Here is a 20,214-nt window from a genome sequence, read left to right as displayed (position 1 = left end):
GAGAAAACACTAAAAACGGCAACTTCGGTTGCCGTTTTGCTTTGACTTTCGAATGAAATTAAATTTGTGCTCCCCGTCACCTTGTTATTAGAATGTTTCAAACGCAGTGACCCAGGAGCACAGTATGACCGTAAAAGTTATCGTCACCGATATGGACGGAACTTTCCTTGATGATGCCAAGCAGTACGATCGTGACCGCTTCCAGGCACAGTTTGAGCAGCTTAAAGCCCGCGACATTGAATTTGTTGTCGCCAGCGGCAACCAGTATTACCAGCTCATCTCCTTCTTTCCCGAGCTGAAAGACCAGATCTCCTTCGTGGCAGAAAACGGCGCGCTGGTCTTCGATCACGGCGAACAGATTTTCCACGGCGAACTGACGCGTCATGAGTCGCAGATCGTCATTGGCGAGTTGCTGAAAGACAAAGGGCTGAATTTCGTGGCCTGCGGGCTGGAGAGCGCGTACGTCAGCGATAAGGCGCCAGAAGCGTTCGTGAAGCTGATGTCGAAACACTACCATCGCTTAAAACCCATCAGCGATTACCGCGAAATTGACGACGTGCTGTTTAAATTCTCCCTGAACCTGCCGGACAGCGATATCCCGAATCTGGTTGATAAACTGCACGTCTCCCTGGAGGGCATCATGAAGCCGGTCACCAGCGGCTTCGGTTTTGTCGATTTGATTATCCCCGGCCTGCACAAGGCCAACGGCATCAGCCGCCTGCTTAAACGCTGGAAAGTCTCACCTCAGGCGTGCGTCGGCATTGGCGACAGCGGCAACGATGCGGAAATGCTGAAGCTGGTAAAATACTCCTTTGCGATGGGCAACGCGGCGGACAGCATTAAAGAGGTCAGCCGTTACACTACCGACGATAACAACCATCAGGGCGCGCTGAATGTGATTCAGTCCGTGCTCGACGCGCACTCCCCGTTCGACGCCTGATCCCCCTACCTGCCGGAGCCTCGCTCCGGCCTCTCACTCTTTTCCCATCCTGTGGCACCCGTCAAGGTTTTAAACTTGCATTAACTTTTTTTTAACTTAAAGTATCACTTGTAGACACTTTTACTTTCGAATGAAAGATGCGAGGCAGTTATGACCTTTACCAGCGAAACGTTGCCAGCGGACCATAAAGCGGCAATCCGTCAGATGAAACGTGAATTACGCGCGCAGATCGGCGACGTGCAGGCGGTGTTCGACCGGCTCAGCGATAAAATCGCCACCCGCGTGGCGGAAATCAACGCTCTCAAAAACAAAGGCGAAACCGTCTGGCCAGTGATCCCTTTTGCCGACGTGAAAAACGGCACGATCACCGCCGAACAGCGCGAAGCCGTTAAACGTCGCGGCTGCGGGGTGATCAAAGGCCACTTCCCGCGCGAGCAGGCGCTGGCGTGGGATCAGTCGATGCTCGACTACCTCGATCTGAACAAATTTGACGAGGTGTACAAAGGACCCGGCGATAACTTCTTCGGCACCTTAACGGCCTCTCGTCCGGAGATTTATCCGATCTACTGGTCTCAGGCGCAAATGCAGGCGCGCCAGAGTGAAGAGATGGCGCAGGTACAGTCATTCCTGAACCGTTTATGGACATTTGAGAGCAACGGTAAACAGTGGTTCGACCCGGACGTGAGCGTGATTTACCCTGACCGCATCCGCCGCCGCCCGCCGGGAACCACCTCGAAAGGACTTGGCGCACACACCGATTCTGGCGCGCTGGAGCGCTGGCTGCTGCCCGCTTATCAGCAGGTGTTCGCCCGCGTGTTTGACGGCAACGTCGAGAAATACGATCCGTGGAATGCCGCGCATCGTACCGAAGTGGAAGAGTACACCGTCGATAACACCACCAAATGCTCGGTGTTCCGCACCTTCCAGGGCTGGACGGCGCTGTCGGATATGATCCCCGGCCAGGGGCTGCTGCACGTGGTGCCGATCCCGGAGGCAATGGCTTACATTCTGCTGCGTCCGCTGCTGGACGACGTGCCGGAAGACGAGCTGTGCGGCGTGGCGCCGGGGCGCGTGCTGCCGATTTCTGAGAAGTGGCACCCGCTGCTGATCGAAGCGTTAACCAGCATTCCGGCGCTGGAAGCCGGTGATTCCGTGTGGTGGCACTGCGATGTGATCCACTCCGTCGCGCCGGTGGAAAATCAGCAGGGCTGGGGCAACGTGATGTACATTCCTGCCGCGCCGATGTGCGAGAAGAATCTCGCCTATGCGAAAAAGGTCAAGGAAGCGCTGGAAACCGGCGCGTCACCGGGCGATTTCCCGCGCGAGGATTATGAGAAAAGCTGGCAGGGCCGCTTTACCGTGAACGATCTCAACATCCACGGCAGGCGCGCGCTGGGCATGGCTTAACCGTCATACAGCCCTTCCCGCTCAACGGCGGTGCGTCGTTTCCCCTGACGTATCCGCCGTACCGACTCCCGCACGGTCAGCGTGCCGTTTAGCAGCAATGTTCCCACCGGCGCATCCGGGCGCATCAGCCGCTGCTGGAGCATATGCACCGCTTCCGTTCCCAGCTCATCACGCGGAACATGTACCGCGGTTAAGGGCACATCCTGAATCGCCGCGAGATTAAAGCCGTCGATGCTCATCACCGAGACATCATGCGGCACGCGCAGACCGTGGTTTTGCAGCGCGCTGATGGTCCCCGCCGCCATAAAATCGCCACCAACCAGGAACGCCGTCGGCAGGTCCTTCCCTTTCTGCTGGTGAAGCCACTCGCTTACCAGCTGCTCCGTCTCTCTGGCGCTGAAGCTGGACACCATCAGCAGGTCGCGCCTGTCGCTGAACCTGAGGTTATGACCGTGCCACGCGTCGCGGATCCCGGACAGGCGCAGCTCCATGGTGTAGCGACGCAGGCACAGCACGTTCATCACCTCCCGGTGCCCCATCTCGAACAGGTACTCCGCCGCCCGCTTGCCAATCGCGCGATGATCCGGCGCGACGGCGGGCAGGCGCATGTGGCGGTCCCGGCAGTTAATCAGCATACAGGGTTTGCCCACGTCTACCGCCAGATCGTGAATATGCGGATCGTCGATACCGAGGAGGATCGCCGCCTGGGTGTCCACTTCGTTCATGCGGGCCAGAAACAGCTGGGCATCGCTGTCGTTCTCCTCCAGCGCACAGTAACGCAGGCGAACTTCGTGCGAGGCCAGCCCTTTGCTCACGCTCTGGATGACGCGGTAGTAAAAGATGTCGGACCGCTCGTCAAACGCCCGCTGCGGGGCAAACACCACCAGGCTGTTAAGCAGCAGACGCCCCGCCGCCATGCCGTCCATTACCCCCAGCTCCCGCGCGCACGCCAGCACCTTTGCCCGTGCTTTTTCGCTGGTGTTTGCCTTCCCCGCCAGCACGCGAGAAACGGTGCTGATGGAGAGCTGCGTCCGGGCGGCGATTTCGGTGATTTTAAGCCTTTTGTCCATTTTGTGATCTGGCTCCGGATGTGAAATGAAAAAATTTTCACAACTTGTTTATCAGGTAATAACTTGCAAGAAGGCCATAATGCCGAAAATTAAACCTCGGTTATGAGAAAGTTTGCACAAAATACACTATTCCCTGCCCAATTTCTTTCTTAAGGTGAACCTGTCACACAACTTCCATACTAGTTGTATAGCAGCTTAGCGCTCTAAAACAGATAACTTTCAAACGCCTGACGCTGTGTGACACCTGAACCTTTGTCCCCTTACCGTCCGTCTTGTGGAGAAGAAAATGAGTCAGGACATCAATAACACCGTAGCGACAAGCAAAACACGTCGCGTCATCAGGAACCTGCGCTGGTACGTACTGGTGCTGTTTCTTCTCGGCGTGACCGTTAACTACATCACCCGTAACTCGTTAGGTATTCTCGCCCCTGAACTGAAAGAGAGCCTCGGGATCACCACCGAGCAGTACTCCTGGATCGTCGGCGCGTTCCAGATCGCCTACACCATTTTCCAGCCCCTGTGCGGCTGGCTGATTGACGTTATCGGCCTGAAAATCGGCTTTATGGTCTGCGCCGGGATCTGGGCGCTGATGTGTATCTTCCACGCGGGTGCCGGAAGCTGGCTGCACCTGGCGATTCTGCGCTTCTTTATGGGTGCGTCCGAAGCCGCCGCCACGCCAGCGAACGCCAAAACCATCGGTGAATGGTTCCCGAAATCAGAGCGCCCTGTTGCCGCAGGCTGGGCGGGGGTAGGCTTCTCCATTGGGGCCATGCTGGCCCCGCCTATCATCTACTTTGCTCACGCGTCGTTCGGCTGGCAGGGTGCGTTTATGTTTACCGGCGTGCTGGCGCTGCTGTGGGTGATCCTGTGGTGGGCGTTTTATCACAACCCGGAACAGCACCCAAACCTGAGCCGCGATGAGCTGGCGTTTATCAAGCAGGATAACGAACCTGCGCCGGTCAAACTGCCCTTCCTGACCGCGCTGAAAACCGTCTCGAAGAACAAACGGTTCTACGGTATCGCCATCCCGGCCTTTATGGCGGAACCGGCCTGGGCCGTGCTGAGCTTCTGGGTGCCGCTGTACCTCGCCAAAGAGCACGGTATGGATTTGAAACAGATCGCGATGTTCGCCTGGCTGCCGTTCCTGGCCGCCGACCTCGGCAGCGTGGCGAGCGGCTACCTGACCCGGCTCTACACCCGCTGGTTTGGCTGCACCCGCGTTAACTCGGTGGTAGCCAGCTCCGTCACCGGCGCGTTTCTGATGATTTCTCTGGCCGTCGTGGCCGTGACCCGCGACCCGTATATCACCATCGTGCTGATCTCTATCGGCGGCTTCGGGCACCAGATCATCTCCTGCATGCTGAGCGCCCTGGTCGTGGAGTCGTTCGACAAAGGCCAGATGGCGACCGTCAACGGCATGCGCGGCTCGGCGGCGTGGATCGCCAGCTTCCTGTTCTCACTGTTAATCGGTGTGACCGCCGACAAAATCGGCTTTAACCCGCTTTTTATTGCCATGGGCTTCTTTGACCTGATTGGCGCTGTCTTCCTGGTAGCATTTATTGCTGAACGTCGCGCCAAGCGCGCCTGATAGTGGATGTATTGCATATGAAAACCCTGAAAAACTGGACCGTAGATAAGCAGTCAGCAAACCATCTGGAACTGCTGATCGATAATCAGCACCGCCTGTGTCTGTATGTGCTGGAAGAGAATCTGTTCCGTGTGCTGATCAAACGTAAAGGCGAGCTGGCGCTGAACCGCACCTGGAGCATCGCGCCGGAACAAGATGTGCCGTGGGAAGGCCGCCGTCGTGACGATGTCAGCGGCTTCACCTGCCCTGCCTGGACGCTGACGCAGCAGGACGACACGTTAACCGTAGCGACTGAACAGCTGCGCGTCACCGTCCACCAGCCGCTGTGGCTGGAGTGGCACTACCGCAATGAGGCGGGCGAGTGGCAGCCGCTGGTCAATGACCGCCCGACCAGCGCCTACCTGCTGAACGCCCACGGTGACGGCGTGGCGCACTATCTTAGCCGTCGTAAGGATGAACGTTTTTACGGTCTGGGTGAGAAAGCGGGTGATTTACAGCGCAACGGCAAACGCTATGAGATGCGTAACCTGGACGCGATGGGCTATAACGCGGCCAGCACCGATCCGCTTTACAAGCACATCCCGTTCACCCTCACCCGTCGCGATGACGTGAGCTACGGTCTGTTCTACGATAACCTGAGCAGCTGCTGGCTGGATCTGGGTAACGAGATCGACAACTATCACACCGCCTACCGCCGCTGGCAGGCGGAAGCGGGCGATATTGACTACTACATCTTTACCGGCAAGCGTGCGCTGGACGTGACGAAAGCCTTCGTGCGCCTGACGGGGAAAACGCTGTTCGGACCGAAGTGGAGCCTGGGCTACAGCGGCTCGACCATGCACTACACCGACGCGCCGGATGCGCAAAACCAGCTGATGAACTTCATCCGCCTGTGCGATGAGCATGCCATTCCGTGCGACTCGTTCCAGCTCTCCTCCGGCTATACCTCGATTAACGGCAAGCGCTACGTCTTTAACTGGAACTACGACAAAGTGCCGCAGCCGAAGGTGATGAGCCAGGCGTTCCACGACGCGGGGCTGCGGCTTGCGGCCAACATCAAGCCGTGTCTGTTGCAGGATCATCCCCGCTACAGCGAAGTGGCGGAACGCGGCCTGTTCATTCGTGATTCAGAAACCGATGCGCCTGAACGTTCCAGCTTCTGGGATGACGAAGGATCGCATCTCGACTTCACCAACCCGCAGACGGTGCAGTGGTGGCAGAACGGCGTGACCACGCAGCTGCTGGAGATGGGCATCGACTCCACCTGGAACGACAACAACGAGTATGAAGTGTGGGACGGGGAAGCGCGCTGCTATGGCTTCGGTCAGGAGATCGCCATCAAGCACATTCGCCCGGTGATGCCGCTGCTGATGATGCGCGCCTCGCTGGAAGCGCAGCAGCGCTTTGCGCCGGAGAAACGTCCGTATCTGATCTCCCGCTCCGGCTGCGCCGGGATGCAGCGCTACGTTCAGACCTGGAGCGGCGATAACCGCACTAACTGGGACACCCTGCGTTATAACATCCGCATGGGGCTGGGCATGAGCCTGTCCGGACTGTTCAACGTCGGTCACGACGTCGGCGGTTTCTCCGGCGACAAGCCGGATGCCGAGCTGTTCGTGCGCTGGGTACAGAACGGCGTGATGCACCCGCGCTTTACCATTCACTCGTGGAACGATGATCACACGGTGAACGAGCCGTGGATGTACCCGGGCGTCACGCCTGCGATTCGCAGCGCCATTGAACTGCGCTACCGCCTGCTGCCGTACCTCTACACCCTGCTCTGGCAGGCGCACGCCGACGACGAGCCGATGCTGCGCCCGACCTTCCTCGATCATGAGCACGATGCGCAGACGTTTGAAGAGTGCGACGACTTCCTGCTGGGCCGTGACCTGCTGGTGGCCAGCGTCGTCGAAGCCGGGCAGCGCGAGCGCCGCGTCTGGCTGCCGGATAACGAAACCGGCTGGTACGATTTTTACACTCACGCGTGGTATGCGGGCGGGCAAGCGATCGTCCTTGATGCGCCGCTGGAAAAGCTGCCGCTGCTGGTACGCGCCGGGGCCGGTTTGCCGCTCAGCGAGCGCATCCGTCACGTGAGCGCAGATAAAGACGATACCCGTGAGCTGAAACTGTTCCCGGTGAAAGGCGTCGGCACCACCGCCGGGCTGCTGTTTGAGGATGACGGCGAAAGCTGGGGCTACCAGAACGGCAATGCGCTGTGGGTGGAATGGGAGATGGTGTGCGACGGCGCAAGTATCAACCTGAAGGTGAATGCGCGCGGCGACTATCGTCCGGCATGGAAGGCGCTGAAGGTGTCATTACCGGCGGGGGAAAAACGTACGTTGCGGGTGAACGGAGTTGATGGGGGCGAGTGGGTGGTGTAGTGCGGCCTGTTGCCCTCACCCTAACCCTCTCCCACAGGGAGAGGGGATAGAACGTAGGCCGGGTAAGGCGAAGCCGCCACCCGGCTATTTTTTTAACTCTCGATACCTTTACTGCGCAGGTAATCTTCGTAGTTACCGGTGAAGTCCACCACGCGCTCTGGCGTAATTTCGATCACGCGGGTCGCCAGCGAGCTGACGAACTCCCGGTCGTGAGAGACGAAGATCAGGGTGCCCTGATACATCTCCAGCGCCATGTTCAGCGACTCAATAGATTCCATATCCAGGTGGTTAGTCGGTTCGTCCATCACCAGAATATTCGGTTTTTCCATCATCAGCTTGCCGAACAGCATACGGCCCTTTTCACCACCGGAGAGCACTTTGGCGGGCTTTTTGATGTCGTCCTGGCTGAACAGCAGACGCCCCAGAATGCTGCGTACCGCCTGCTCGTCGTCGCCTTCCTGCTTCCACTGGCTCATCCAGTCGAAGACGGTCAGATCGTTTTCAAACTCATATTCATGGTCCTGCGCGTAGTAACCAATCTGCGCGTTTTCAGACCATTTCACGGTACCGTTATCCGGTTGCAGTTCACCCACCAGGGTTTTCAGCATAGTGGATTTACCCACGCCGTTGGCGCCGAGGATGGCAATCTTCTCGCCCACTTCCAGCAGCAGGTTGAAGTTTTTGAACAGCGGGCCTTCATCGAAGCCTTTGGTGAGGGCTTCCACTTCCAGCGCGTTACGGAACAGCTTCTTGTCCTGCTCGAAGCGGATGAACGGGTTCTGACGGCTGGAGGCTTTAACCTCTTCCAGCTTGATTTTGTCGATCTGACGGGCACGCGACGTTGCCTGGCGCGATTTAGAGGCGTTGGCGCTGAAGCGGCTGACGAAGGATTGCAGGTCAGCAATCTGCGCTTTCTTCTTGGCGTTGTCGGCCAGCAGACGCTCGCGCGCCTGGGTTGCCGCCGTCATGTACTCATCGTAGTTGCCCGGATAAACGCGCAGCTCGCCGTAGTCCAGATCCGCCATGTGGGTACACACCATGTTCAGGAAGTGACGGTCGTGCGAGATGATGATCATGGTGCTGTCGCGATCGTTCAGCGTCTGCTCCAGCCAGCGGATGGTGTCGATGTCCAGGTTGTTCGTCGGTTCGTCGAGCAGCAGGATGTCCGGGTTAGAGAACAGCGCCTGCGCCAGCAGCACACGCAGCTTCCAGCCTGGCGCGACTTCGCTCATCGGGCCGTAATGCTGTTCAACCGGAATACCGACGCCCAGCAGCAGTTCGCCCGCACGCGCTTCCGCAGAGTAGCCGTCCATTTCGCCGTATTGCGTTTCCAGGTCGGCCACTTTGTAACCGTCTTCTTCGCTCATCTCAGCGAGACCGTAGATACGATCGCGCTCCTGCTTCACTTCCCACAGCTCCGCGTGCCCCATGATCACGGTGTCGAGCACGGTGAACTCTTCGAAGGCGAACTGATCCTGACGCAGCTTACCGATGCGCTCGTTAGGGTCGAGCGACACGTTACCGAGCGTTGGCTCCAGGTCACCGCCGAGGATCTTCATAAAGGTGGATTTTCCGCTACCGTTGGCACCAATCAGGCCGTAACGGTTGCCGCCGCCAAATTTGACGGAAATGTTTTCGAACAGCGGCTTACTGCCAAACTGCATAGTGACGTTGCTGGTAACTAACACGGAGAGATTCCTGCGAAAAGTGTGATAAACGCGGCATTATGCCACAATTCCGAATTGAGATCCCCTGTTGCGGTAATCCACTAAACTTTAACAAAATCGAAAAAAATGTGATTTCGTACACATCTGAATTCCCAGTTAACGGGAATGCACATATAATGCGCTCCCATTACCGATTCAGACTTATCAACTCATCGCCAGAATGGCTTAGATACCTCGCATAACATGAACATGAAATTAACAACGCTTTTTGCGGCGGCGTTAGCCGTAGTAGGTTTTTGTAAGACCGCGTCTGCGGTGACGTATCCCCTGCCGACAGACGGAAGCCGTCTGGTGGGTGAAAACCAGGTGGTGACGGTGCCGGAAGGGAACTCTCAGCCGCTGGAATACTTCGCGGCGCAGTATCAGCTCGGTCTGTCGAACATGCTGGAGGCGAACCCGGGCGTTGACCCGTATCTGCCGAAAGCGGGTACCGTACTCAACATTCCACAGCAGCTGATCCTGCCGGATACCGTGCACGAAGGTATCGTGATTAACAGCGCCGAAATGCGTCTGTATTACTACCCGAAAGGCACCAACACCGTGATCGTGCTGCCTATCGGTATCGGTCAGCTGGGTAAAGACACTCCGCTGAACTGGACCACCAAAGTGGAGCGTAAGAAAGCGGGCCCAACCTGGACGCCGACCGCCAAAATGCACGCTGAGTACATTGCTGCCGGCGAACCGCTGCCAGCCGTTGTGCCTGCCGGCCCGGATAACCCGATGGGTCTGTACGCGCTGTACATTGGACGTCTGTATGCCATCCACGGTACTAACGCCAACTTCGGTATCGGCCTGCGCGTAAGCCACGGCTGCGTGCGTCTGCGTAATGAAGACATCAAATTCCTGTTCGATAACGTGCCGGTCGGTACGCGCGTGCAGTTCATTAACGAACCGGTGAAAGCGACGTCAGAGCCGGACGGCAGCCGTTACATTGAAGTGCATAACCCGCTGTCCACCAGCGAAGATCAGATCAACAACAACGAAATCGTACCGATTAAGCTGACCAGCGCGGTGCAGTCCGTCACCTCTCAGGCGGATGTTGACACGACCATCGTTGACCAGGCGATTCAGAACCGTTCCGGTATGCCGGTGCGTCTGAACTAATCGTGAGAATTAAAAAAGCGGGCCGCGGGGCCCGCTTTTTTTTATCCGTTATTCACGATAACGATGCCGCCATGGTCATAGCGATAGTGACAATGGGCGTACTCCAGCGGCGTGCCATCTTCAAGATAGATCACCTGCTCCACCTCCAGCACCGGATCGGTCTGTTCACAGATTAAGTGCTGCATATCCAGCGCATTTGGTTTCAGCGCCCGCACCACCCGATACGATCCCATGATCTTCAGCCCCAGCGTCTCCTGTACATACCGGAATACCGAACTTTCAAGATGGGTTTTGTTCAGACCGGGCACCAGATTGAGCGGCATTACCGTGGCGTCCAGAGACATCGGCTCACCGTTCAGTAAACGCAGACGGATAAAGTCATAGATCGGCGTATCCGGATTTATCATCAGCGATGCCTGCTCTTTCTCGTTCGGGAAGCGCAGTTCGAAGTGCACCACCTGGCTCGTCACCGTGCCTAAATGTTCCCAGGTTTTGGTCGCCCCGAAGTAGTCGCTGCCGGAGAGATCCCACTGGGAAAGCTGGAGGAAATTTTTGCGGATGAACGTGCCCTGCCCCTGTCGGGTATAGACCAGCCCTTCTACGATCAGCTGACGCATCGCCTGCTGAATGGTCATCCGGCTGGTGCTGAACTCCGCCGCCAGCGCAAACTGGTCCGGCAGAGGTTCATTGGCGGCGTACTGCTGGGTGATAATGCGTTTCTTAATTTCCCGCGCTATGGTGATGTACTTCGCCGCCATCGTCCTTCCTTAAATTAGTGTTCTGTCCCGCTGTTTTTCAACGCCACTCGCTCGGCAACTTTGAGGAAAGGCAGGTAGAAGAATACACCAAATACGATGATTGCCAACTGCACCACCACCGCCCGCCAGTCCCCCGCCGTCGCCAGCCAGGCGCTGAGGATCGGCGGGGTCGTCCACGGGATCATCACCACGCAGCGCGACATGAGCCCCAGCGTGGTACAGAGCCACGCAAAGTAAATCCCGATAGCGGGCAGCAGCACAAACGGGATCATCAGCGGCAGGTTAAAGACTATCGGCAGGCCGAAAATCACCGGCTCGTTGATGTTAAACAGACCCGGCGCCAGCGACAGACGCGCCACCTGCTTCGCTGATTTCTGTCTTGAGAAGATGAAGATAGCAATCAGCAATGAGATTGTGCTGCCCGTCCCGCCCACCATGCCAAAGGTCGGCACAAAGATGTTGTTGATGATGTGCGGGATCGGCTGGCCGTTGGCAAAGGCCAGCATATTCTCATTGGTATTGATCAGCAGGAATGGCTCCAGCACCACGCTGTTGACCACCGACTGATGAATACCGAGCGTGAACAGGAAGTTACCGAAGCTGTAAATGAAGATCGTCCCGGGCAGGCTGGTGTTGATCAGCCGCAGCGGCTGCTGAATAAATGTCGTAATGAGATGGATCAGATCCGTGTGCAGCACGTTCGCCAGTATAGCCGCCAGCACCGCAAACAGGGAGAGCGTGAGGATCGTCGGGATCAGCGCGGTAAAGGATTTGCTCACCGCTGGCGGTACGTTCTCCCCCAGCGAAATGTGCAGCGCCTTCAGCCGTGAAATGGCGATAAACAGCTCGGTTGAGAGCAGCCCAATCAGCACCCCGGCGAAAATCCCGGTGGAGCCGATATTGGCGAACGTCAGCACCTGGGTAACGTTTACCGTGGCGTCGCTGCCGACGGGGGTAATCTGTAAGCGCATCGGCATCATGATGATGAAACTGCTGACGGCGATAACCACTGCCGAGACCGGATTGTCGAAATCTTTGTTGCGCGCCAGCGACCAGGCGATCATCGGCGCCAGCAGCAGCGCGGCGATGTTCAGCGTGCCGTTGATGATCGCCTCGCCCCACACCTTAAACTGCGTGAGCGTGTCGCCCTCTAAGATCCAGGGAAACACCACGTTGTTCACCAGCACCGCCAGACCGGCAAGGATGAAAATCGGCATTACCGTGGCGAAGGCATCGCGCAGGGATCGCAGGTGCACCTGGTTTGCCAGGCGCGCCGAGAACTCAACAAATTTATCGACAAAAGACTGCATGTGCGGTGTTATTTTTGTTTCAGACATAGCGGATAGTTCCCATCAATCAGTCACAAAAACGGCCCGGCAGCGTACGGCTTACATCTCGCGTCCGTTGGTATGGATAACCTGTTTTAACCACGCATAGCTCTTCTTCGGCACGCGCTTCAGGTCTTTCAGGTCGTGATTTTCACGGTTGACGTAGACCACGCCGTAGCGCTTGCGCATGTCACCCTGCGAGCTAAGAATGTCAATCAACCCCCAGCCGAGATAGCCCAATACCTCTGCCCCGTCCTCGAACATCGCCTCTTTCATGGCCTCGATATGCGCCCGGTGGTAGTCGATGCGGTAGGTATCCTCTATGGGGTTTACGCCATCCCAGGACTCAATCACCCCAATGCCGTTCTCAATCGGGAATACTGGCATCCGCCAGTCGTTGGCATAGCGGGTGATGATGGTGCGAAAGCCCAGCGGGTCGATCTGCCAGTTCCACTCGGTGGCCTTCAGGTACGGATTGTTTTTCTCGCCGTGCAGCAGGTAATAGTTCACCGGCGTGCCTTCCGGGATGGCATCGCTGTCCAGCGTTTTGCTGGCGTAGTAGCTGAAGGCCATAAAGTCGTTCTTCGTGCGCGCAAACAGCGCGAGATCGTCTGCGCGGTAGATATCGCCGAAGCCTTCCTGCTCCACCACCGCCATCACCGCCGGGCTGTAGCCCTGGCCCGCGAAGACGCGCAGCAGGTTCTGGTTGAGGAATTCGTCGTACTGCTGGGCGCAGAAGATGTCACGCGGTTTGCAGGTGGCCGGATAAATCAGCTGGTGCGCCAGCATGCCGCCCATCAGCTTGCCCGGCTTAGTCTGGTGCAGGTACTCGGTCAGCGCCATGTGCGCCACCATAGTGTGATGCTGCACTTCGTACAGCTCGCGCAGGGTTTCCTCCCCCTTCATATAGCCGGAGATGCGGAAGGCTATCGGCATGTGGAAAATATTCTGCTCGTTAAAGGTCAGCCAGTACTTCACCCGGTCACCGTAGCAGTCGATCATCTTTTTGCCGTAGCGGATAAACGCCTCCACGACGCGACGATCGTTAAATCCGTTGTACTCCTGCGCCAGCGCCAGCGGCATATCGAAGTGGTAGAGGCAGACCATCGGCTCGATACCGCGGGCGATCAGATCGTCGATAAAGCGGTCGTAAAAGGCGATACCCTCGTCGTTAAAATCGCCGTCACCCTGCGGGCAGACGCGGCTCCAGGAGATCTGGAAGCGGTAGCAGTTCATGCCCAGATCCTGCATCAGGTCGAAATCTTCCCGGTAGCGGTGGTAGGAGTCGGTGGCCACTTTCCAGTCAGAGATATTTTCACCGGCTTCGCGAATGTCGTACACCGACATCCCCTTTCCGCCCTCATTCCAGGCCCCTTCCGTCTGCATGCTCGACACCGAGTTGCCCCATAAGAAGTTGGCTGGCAGTGATTGATTCATGGTTGCCTCCTATATGACTAGTCATTTAAATGATATGACTAGTCATATAGCCGGAGATGAAATTTCGATCAAAGGGGAGGAGCGATTTTTGTGAGATGGGTTTGAATAATGACGAGGGATGTCTTGCGAACTGCGCCCTGGCAGCAAGTCATATTGCTGCCAGACGTAAATGAGTCTGCGCAATTCAGGGGAAAGATACCGAACCGCCGAACTCCATATAGATTTTTGCCAGATTATTTAACTGGTTAAAGCGATTTTCATACAGTGCCAGTTCGGCCTGACGGCGTTTCTCCTGAGCATCAAGCCAGAAAGAAATTCGCACCGCGCCCTGGCGATAGCGAACTTCGTTTAACCTCTCTGATTTTTTCGCCAGTTCCAGGCCTTCACGTAGAAGCGTCTCCTGTTCCAGGAGTTGATGACGCAAAGCAAGCGCATCTTCTATGCTACTCATCGCCTTGTAAAGTTCCTGTTTAAACTCCAGAACCCGTTGCTCGTAGTCGTTGCGGGCAATCTTCACGTCCATGCCCCTTTCTCTCCATTCCAGGAACGGCAGGGTCAGGTTTGCTCCAACAGAGCCTACAGGATTTTCCAGGAAGGCCATAAGGCTGCTGCTGCTGGTGCCAAGCGAGCCGGTCAGACTAAACGCTGGATAAAATGCAGTACGCTGGACATCAACGGTGGCCAATGCTTCCCGTACCCGCCACTCTTTAGCGCTGATATCGGGTCGATGCCGCAGCACGTTGACCGGGATCTTTCCACTGACCTGCGGCAGTGGTCCCATTGGTAACGCTTTCGGTTCGACTATCGCGCTGCCCAGCGCGGTTCCAAGCAAAACGGCTTGCTGATTGAGCGCCTGTAAACGTTCATTCTTCAACGCCGCCAGCCTGTTTTCCTGCGAAAGCACGCCCTGCTGAGCATCCACAACATCCAGAGAGGAGGCACCGCCCGCGGCATAGCGCGCGTTAGCCAGGCGCAGCGTCTCTTTTGCATAGTCGATGCTTTGTTGCAGGACAGACAGCTGCTGGTTAATAAAGCCTAAGCGCCAGTAATTATTACTGGCATTTGAAAGCAGCGTCAGGCGTGCAGAACGCAGATCCTCTTCCGAGGCAAAACGTGCCCACGCCTTCCCATCGCGCTGCCGCGCTATTTTGCCCCACAGATCCAGCTCATAGCTGGTATTAATACTGGCAACGCTGCCCCTGGTCCAGTGGGCTGAGCTGTTCAGCTGTTTTTTACCGTCAAGCGCGAGCGAACCTTTTAGTCCCGGATCGTTTGTGATGCCAATCCGCTCTTCTTCCAGGCGGGCGCCATAAACACGCAATACTGCTCCAGCGACATCGTTATTGCGCACCATCACCTGCCGCAGCCAGCCGTCGAGGTCTGGATCGTTAAAGGCCTGCCAGTCGAACGGCATCCTCTCCTCCGCAGCATCCGCCTGATACCAGTTGGCAGGGTATTTCACCTCAGGAGGCTGATAGTCGCTTTTCAGAGAGTCGGCGCAGCCAGCACTAAGCAGGACAGCAAGGCATACCGTTAAAGGGGATAATATTTTCATGGGTTACTCGCTGGCCAGTGAAACGACCGGATCCATCCTTGCTGCCTTGCGGGCAGGGAGATAACCAAAGATCATGCCGATTAAAGTTGAGCAGAAGAATGCGGCAGCAGCGGCCTGCCACGAATAAATGGCGGTGAAAATGCCCCCTGCCAGCGCGGTGAACAGCGCTCCGGCGGCATACGACAGTGCAATACCTAACACTCCGCCTATTAGACATACCAGCACAGCCTCAATCATAAACTGCTGCATGATATCGCCCTGACGCGCACCGACCGCCATTCGTACGCCAATCTCATGGGTCCGTTCCGTGACCGACACCAGCATGATATTCATCACCCCAATGCTGCCGATCATCAGCGAGATGCAGGCCACCATCAGAATCAGGATGCTAAAGGTCATTGAGGTCCGTTCGATTGATTGTCGAATCTGCTCGAAATTATAAAGCTGGAAGTCTTTCACGCCGTGGCGTTGAGTGAGAAGCTGAGAAATAGCGCTGACCGCTGCCTCGTTGGCAACATCATCCTTAAGCCTTACGCTGATGCTGGTCAACACCGGTTTTCCTGTCATTCGATACATCACCGTGCTGTAAGGCATCCAGACGTTAATGCGATTAGGCGCATAGCTTCGGCTGTTCCCTTTGGCGATGCCGACAACCCGTGCAGGCACGGAACCCAGAAAAACGATTTGCCCAAGTGCCTTGAGTCCCGCATCGTCAAATAACGCCTTGCGGGCGTTTTCATCAATGATGACTTCCTGCGAGGCATTTCGATCGTCCTGGAAAGTTGATCCCTGCAACAGTTCAATACCGTTTACGCGAAAATGATCGCGCCCAACGCCATTGATCGTGGCGGTAGCGGATTTACCCAGAAAGCGAATGTTGTCGGAAGCGTTAACTTCGGGGCTGACGCTGTCAACAAACCCCTGCTTTGCTAATGCTTCGGCGTCTGCCGGGACCAGTGTACGAATGGCTTCAGTGCTGTCGTCAAAGAAATCCCTTCCCGGGTAGATGCTCACCACGTTGGTTCCAAGCTCCTTGATATTATCAAGGGTTCGCTGTTTCGCGCCTTCTCCCAGTGCCACCACCGTAACAACCGCGGCGATACCAAAAATAATGCCCGTCATGGTTAACGTCGTGCGCAGGCGATGCGCATTCATCGCTTTTAACGCCATGTGCAGGGATTCACGGGTACGGTCAACAATACTTTGCCACCAGCTTTGCTGAACGCTGTCAGGTCGTTTAAGGGCAACCCCGGAGGTAACACGACTGCCGGTATCAGAAATAATTTCACCGTCACGCAGCTCAATAATACGGTTAGCATGCTGCGCTACCTTCATATCATGTGTCACCATAACCACGGTATGGCCACGCTGATTCAGTTCACTGAGTATTGACAGTACCTCCTGACCGGACTGCGTATCCAGCGCGCCGGTGGGTTCATCCGCCAGAATGATTTCACCGCCGTTAATCAGCGAGCGGGCAATACTCACACGCTGCTGCTGGCCGCCTGAAAGCTCTCCCGGCTTATGATGTTCACGACCTTCCAGCCCGAGTCTTCCAAGCAATGTCGCCGCGCGCAGACGGCGCTTTTCGCGCTCACTATTGGCATAAATCGCCGGAATTTCAACGTTACTTAACGCGCTCAGGTCGGGCATTAAATGATAACGCTGGAAGATAAAACCGATGTGCTCACGGCGGATCCTTGCCAGATCGTCAGGTGAAAGCTGGGCGGCATTTTGACCGCTGATAAAGTAATCGCCACAATCAGGGACATCGAGACAGCCCATAATATTCATCAGGGTTGACTTACCGGAACCGGAGGCGCCGATGATCGCGACCATCTCCCCAGCAGCGAAAGTCAAATCAATCCCTTTAAGCACGGTGAGATCCTGTCCACCGTTCCTGTAGGTGCGGCTGATGCCCTTGAGTTCTATGATATTACTCAAGATACAAACCCTTCCCCGGGCGCTTTTTCACCCGGCTGCGATAACACAACATGTTCCCCGACTTTTACACCGTCCAGGATCTGGATATCCACACTGTTAGTAATGCCGGTTTTGACCTCACGGGTTTCCAGCCGGTTATCACTGGTCAATATCTGCACCTGCTGCTTGTTGCCACTCACCTTGTGCACAGCCTGAATCGGCACCAGTAACGTATTTTTAGCTTCTCCAGCCAGCAAGGTCACCTGTGCTGTCATGGCAATTCGCAGCCGATTTTCTGGATTGGGGACATCCAGCAGCGCGTTGTAGTACACCGAAGCATTTGACGTGCCTGACCCTGAGGCTGAGCTACTGCTGGCAAGGCTATCATCTTTCATAACCGACTCAGGTGCCAGTTCAACGGTACGTAACGTGGCGTCATAATGCTTATCCGGCTCAGAGAAAATGGTGAATCTGGCTTTCTGTCCCGGTGAAATTCGCGTGATATCCGCCTCAGAGATCTGGGCTTTAATTGTCATCACGTCCAGACGTGCGAGTTTGATAATGGTCGGCGCACTTTGGCTGGAGTTAACCGTTTGGCCCTGTTGGGTGACAACGGCAATAACAATGCCGTCCATGGGAGCAACAACTTTTGTATAACCCAAATCGACCTTTTTCTTGTCGACATCAATTTGCGCCTGGACGAGTTTGGCATTCAGTGCCGATAGCTCAGCGCGGGTACTGGCCAGCGTGGTTTCAGCCGTTTCGAAATCTTCTCTCGAGCTGGCATCCTCATTTAACATCTGGCGCTGGCGCTTAAAACGCAATGAGGCTTGCTTCAACTGCGCCTGCTTAGCCTGAAGGTCCGCTTTTACCACGTTGAGAGCAGCTTCTGCGTTGCGTAAATCATTCCGCTGCGGCACGTCATCAATTTCAGCGATGAGCTGCCCTTTAGTGACACGATCGCCTAACTTCACCTTCAGCGACTTAACCTGGCCAGAAACCTGTGCCCCAACGTTGACCCGCTCAATCGCATCAATTCGACCGGTAGCAAGTACGGCGTTTTCAATATCGCCGATGCGTACTGGAGCGGTAACATACTCAGGAACCTCGGGGCTTCTCAGGAAGAAGAACAAGGCGATGCTAAAAATAATTAGCAGAGCCGCAGCACAGGTCATTACGCGTCGGAGAGGGAATTTTGTTAACATTACGCAGGTTTTCCATAACGATAAACAGCAGTGAATCAGGCATCATAGTAACATCGCCAGTATTTACGGGAGGTAAACCCGCGCTATTTGGTGAAGTAGCGTCATCGTAGACCCCCGCCATCAATTACACAGAATCACCAGGTCCGCCTGTAAACCGCCGCAAGCGTGGGATTTTGTGCCTAAATCCACAGAGTCCCCTTTTGCTGAGCCCCACCTGCGATTTTTCCCATAATCGATTCATTGTGCATTAAGTGCTTAATTATAGTTGCAACTCACATATGATAATAGTAATTATTATCATTAGCATTTGCACTGATGGTTTATCTGGCAAGGTATACAGAGGTATCAGGAAACAAGCCTCTCCAGGTTTGTTGAACGGTCTCACACTCAACAAATGCATCTGAACACCGCGGCGTGGCAGCACGACGCCGCCTGGGCTGTTCAAAAGGACAACGGCGCGTAAGCGTTAATGGAAGCCGGGACAAGGAATTCCCGATTCACCAGCCTACGTCACGGAACAGTCAGCGACAGGACCGTTCGTAAGGCTGGTGAAACTCAAAAAGGACGCAGCGTCTGTCAAAGCAGGCTTAACGAAAATTAACGTCCTGCTGCTGGCATATGACTGCGTCGACTTCCTGATTTAGTTCGTCAAGCGGAGAGGGATTTTCTCATGCGTATTTTGTTTGTAGGCCCGCCTCTCTATGGGCTGCTGTATCCTGTGCTGTCTCTGGCACAGGCGTTTCGCGTTAACGGCCATGAAGTGCTGATCGCCAGCGGAGGAAAATTCGCCCAAAAAGCGGCAGAAGCAGGGCTGGTGGTATTTGACGCCGCACCCGGTTTTGATTCTGAAGCTGACTATCGCCGCCGCGAGGCACAGCGAAAAGAAAGCAACATCGGCACAAAAATGGGCAACTTCTCATTCTTCAGCGAAGAGATGGCCGACCACCTGGTGGAGTTTGCCGGACACTGGCGGCCCGATCTCATCATCTACCCGCCGCTCGGGGTCATCGGGCCTCTGATTGCCGCCAAATACGATATACCGGTCGTAATGCAAACCGTCGGCTTCGGCCATACGCCCTGGCATATCAAAGGCGTAACGCGTTCGCTCGCGGACGCCTATCATCGCCACGGCGTTGGGGCCGCACCGCGCGATATGGCCTGGATCGACGTAACACCACCGAGCATGAGCATTCTTGAAAACGACGGAGAACCCATTATTCCCATGCAGTACGTCCCGTACAACGGCGGCGCGGTGTGGGAACCGTGGTGGGAGAGGACGCCCGACCGTAAACGTCTGCTGGTGAGTCTCGGTACCGTCAAACCGATGGTCGACGGCCTTGACCTGATCGCCTGGGTGATGGATTCCGCCAGTGAAGTCGATGCCGAGATCATCCTGCATCTTTCGGCCAATGCGCGGTCGGATCTGCGCTCACTGCCCTCAAATGTTCGCCTGGTCGACTGGATACCCATGGGAGCCTTCCTGAACGGCGCAGATGGCTTCATTCATCATGGTGGCGCGGGCAATACCCTGACGGCGCTGCACGCCGGTATTCCACAGATCGTCTTCGGCCAGGGTGCCGATCGCCCGGTAAATGCCCGCGCTGTTGTCGAACGCGGCTGCGGGATCATCCCCGGCGACGACGGCCTGTCGAGCAGCATGATCAATGCTTTCCTCGACAATCGCGCGCTTCGCGACGCCTCTGAAGAGGTAGCGGCGGAAATGGCAGCGCAACCCTGTCCGAGCGAGGTGGCGAAAAGCCTGATCGCGAGGGTACAGAAAGGGTAGCCACT

General features: G+C 56.1%; 14 protein-coding genes. 6 read left to right on the top strand and 8 right to left on the bottom strand.

Annotated elements, in window-relative coordinates; translation table 11 throughout:
* Positions 1–124 precede the first annotated feature (124 nt).
* Both ACOTWU_RS01545 and ACOTWU_RS01540 read left to right on the top strand, forming a co-directional pair.
* Positions 125–940: a Cof-type HAD-IIB family hydrolase gene (locus tag ACOTWU_RS01545; RefSeq protein ID WP_126499035.1), complete on the top strand. Its 816-nt coding sequence runs from the start codon at positions 125–127 to the stop codon at positions 938–940.
* Positions 941–1,090: 150 nt separating this feature from the next.
* Positions 1,091–2,347 (top strand): DUF1479 domain-containing protein, encoded by a 1,257-nt coding sequence (locus ACOTWU_RS01540; RefSeq protein WP_032620020.1) that lies wholly within the window; start codon positions 1,091–1,093, stop codon positions 2,345–2,347.
* On the opposite strand, the gene ACOTWU_RS01535 is transcribed toward ACOTWU_RS01540, so the two are convergent.
* A complete protein-coding gene (locus ACOTWU_RS01535) occupies positions 2,344–3,417 on the bottom strand; it encodes a LacI family DNA-binding transcriptional regulator (RefSeq protein WP_023303349.1) in 1,074 nt (357 codons plus the stop codon). The genes ACOTWU_RS01540 and ACOTWU_RS01535 overlap by 4 nt on opposite strands.
* Positions 3,418–3,703: 286 nt before the next feature.
* Between ACOTWU_RS01535 and ACOTWU_RS01530 the strand changes: the two genes are divergently transcribed.
* Both ACOTWU_RS01530 and ACOTWU_RS01525 read left to right on the top strand, forming a co-directional pair.
* A complete protein-coding gene (locus tag ACOTWU_RS01530; protein ID WP_015571039.1) occupies positions 3,704–5,005 on the top strand; it encodes an MFS transporter in 1,302 nt (433 codons plus the stop codon).
* A gap of 17 nt (positions 5,006–5,022) precedes the next feature.
* A complete protein-coding gene (locus ACOTWU_RS01525; RefSeq protein WP_126499036.1) occupies positions 5,023–7,386 on the top strand; it encodes a TIM-barrel domain-containing protein in 2,364 nt (787 codons plus the stop codon).
* A gap of 92 nt (positions 7,387–7,478) precedes the next feature.
* Here the strand turns inward: ACOTWU_RS01525 and ACOTWU_RS01520 are convergent, their stop codons facing one another.
* Positions 7,479–9,074: an ABC-F family ATPase gene (locus tag ACOTWU_RS01520; RefSeq protein WP_003858434.1), complete on the bottom strand. Its 1,596-nt coding sequence runs from the start codon at positions 9,072–9,074 to the stop codon at positions 7,479–7,481.
* 222 nt (positions 9,075–9,296) lie between these two features.
* On the opposite strand from ACOTWU_RS01520, the gene ldtB reads away from it, so the two are divergent.
* Positions 9,297–10,217: a L,D-transpeptidase gene (ldtB, locus tag ACOTWU_RS01515; RefSeq protein WP_015571042.1), complete on the top strand. Its 921-nt coding sequence runs from the start codon at positions 9,297–9,299 to the stop codon at positions 10,215–10,217.
* 41 nt (positions 10,218–10,258) lie between these two features.
* Here the strand turns inward: ldtB and ACOTWU_RS01510 are convergent, their stop codons facing one another.
* The 6 genes from ACOTWU_RS01510 to ACOTWU_RS01485 form a co-directional block, all read right to left on the bottom strand.
* On the bottom strand, positions 10,259–10,975 hold the full coding sequence (locus ACOTWU_RS01510) for a GntR family transcriptional regulator (RefSeq protein ID WP_023296171.1): 717 nt from the start codon (positions 10,973–10,975) through the stop codon (positions 10,259–10,261).
* Positions 10,976–10,989: 14 nt separating this feature from the next.
* Entirely contained in the window at positions 10,990–12,312 is a 1,323-nt protein-coding gene (locus ACOTWU_RS01505; protein ID WP_023296170.1) for a PTS sugar transporter subunit IIC, read from the bottom strand.
* Between the two features lie 51 nt (positions 12,313–12,363).
* Positions 12,364–13,740, bottom strand: a complete 1,377-nt coding sequence (locus ACOTWU_RS01500; RefSeq protein ID WP_023296169.1) for a glycoside hydrolase family 1 protein — start codon at positions 13,738–13,740, stop codon at positions 12,364–12,366.
* Between the two features lie 184 nt (positions 13,741–13,924).
* On the bottom strand, positions 13,925–15,295 hold the full coding sequence (locus ACOTWU_RS01495; RefSeq protein ID WP_126499037.1) for a TolC family protein: 1,371 nt from the start codon (positions 15,293–15,295) through the stop codon (positions 13,925–13,927).
* Between the two features lie 3 nt (positions 15,296–15,298).
* Complete coding sequence (locus ACOTWU_RS01490; RefSeq protein ID WP_126499038.1) at positions 15,299–17,239, bottom strand: MacB family efflux pump subunit; 1,941 nt, start codon at positions 17,237–17,239, stop codon at positions 15,299–15,301.
* Positions 17,236–18,423 (bottom strand): efflux RND transporter periplasmic adaptor subunit, encoded by a 1,188-nt coding sequence (locus ACOTWU_RS01485; RefSeq protein ID WP_023296166.1) that lies wholly within the window; start codon positions 18,421–18,423, stop codon positions 17,236–17,238. The genes ACOTWU_RS01490 and ACOTWU_RS01485 overlap by 4 nt, the downstream gene beginning before the upstream one ends.
* 670 nt (positions 18,424–19,093) lie before the next feature.
* On the opposite strand from ACOTWU_RS01485, the gene iroB reads away from it, so the two are divergent.
* Positions 19,094–20,209: a salmochelin biosynthesis C-glycosyltransferase IroB gene (gene iroB / locus ACOTWU_RS01480; protein WP_017384908.1), complete on the top strand. Its 1,116-nt coding sequence runs from the start codon at positions 19,094–19,096 to the stop codon at positions 20,207–20,209.
* Positions 20,210–20,214: the final 5 nt, after the last annotated feature.

It is taken from the genome of Enterobacter cloacae complex sp. GYL001 (assembly GCF_049237125.1).
GTDB classification, from domain to species: domain Bacteria; phylum Pseudomonadota; class Gammaproteobacteria; order Enterobacterales; family Enterobacteriaceae; genus Enterobacter; species Enterobacter hormaechei_C.
The sequence above is the reverse complement of the archived record's forward strand: the minus strand, read 5'-3'. Positions and strand labels throughout refer to the sequence as shown.

Bases quoted from the DNA above. Each gene is read 5' to 3' on its own strand.
- ACOTWU_RS01545 (WP_126499035.1), top strand. From the start codon at position 125: ATGACCGTAAAAGTTATCGTCACCGATATGGACGGAACTTTCCTTGAT.
- ACOTWU_RS01540 (WP_032620020.1), top strand. From the start codon at position 1,091: ATGACCTTTACCAGCGAAACGTTGCCAGCGGACCATAAAGCGGCAATC.
- ACOTWU_RS01535 (WP_023303349.1), bottom strand. From the start codon at position 3,417: ATGGACAAAAGGCTTAAAATCACCGAAATCGCCGCCCGGACGCAGCTC.
- ACOTWU_RS01530 (WP_015571039.1), top strand. From the start codon at position 3,704: ATGAGTCAGGACATCAATAACACCGTAGCGACAAGCAAAACACGTCGC.
- ACOTWU_RS01525 (WP_126499036.1), top strand. From the start codon at position 5,023: ATGAAAACCCTGAAAAACTGGACCGTAGATAAGCAGTCAGCAAACCAT.
- ldtB (WP_015571042.1), top strand. From the start codon at position 9,297: ATGAACATGAAATTAACAACGCTTTTTGCGGCGGCGTTAGCCGTAGTA.
- ACOTWU_RS01510 (WP_023296171.1), bottom strand. From the start codon at position 10,975: ATGGCGGCGAAGTACATCACCATAGCGCGGGAAATTAAGAAACGCATT.
- ACOTWU_RS01505 (WP_023296170.1), bottom strand. From the start codon at position 12,312: ATGTCTGAAACAAAAATAACACCGCACATGCAGTCTTTTGTCGATAAA.
- ACOTWU_RS01500 (WP_023296169.1), bottom strand. From the start codon at position 13,740: ATGAATCAATCACTGCCAGCCAACTTCTTATGGGGCAACTCGGTGTCG.
- ACOTWU_RS01495 (WP_126499037.1), bottom strand. From the start codon at position 15,295: ATGAAAATATTATCCCCTTTAACGGTATGCCTTGCTGTCCTGCTTAGT.
- ACOTWU_RS01485 (WP_023296166.1), bottom strand. From the start codon at position 18,423: ATGTTAACAAAATTCCCTCTCCGACGCGTAATGACCTGTGCTGCGGCT.
- iroB (WP_017384908.1), top strand. From the start codon at position 19,094: ATGCGTATTTTGTTTGTAGGCCCGCCTCTCTATGGGCTGCTGTATCCT.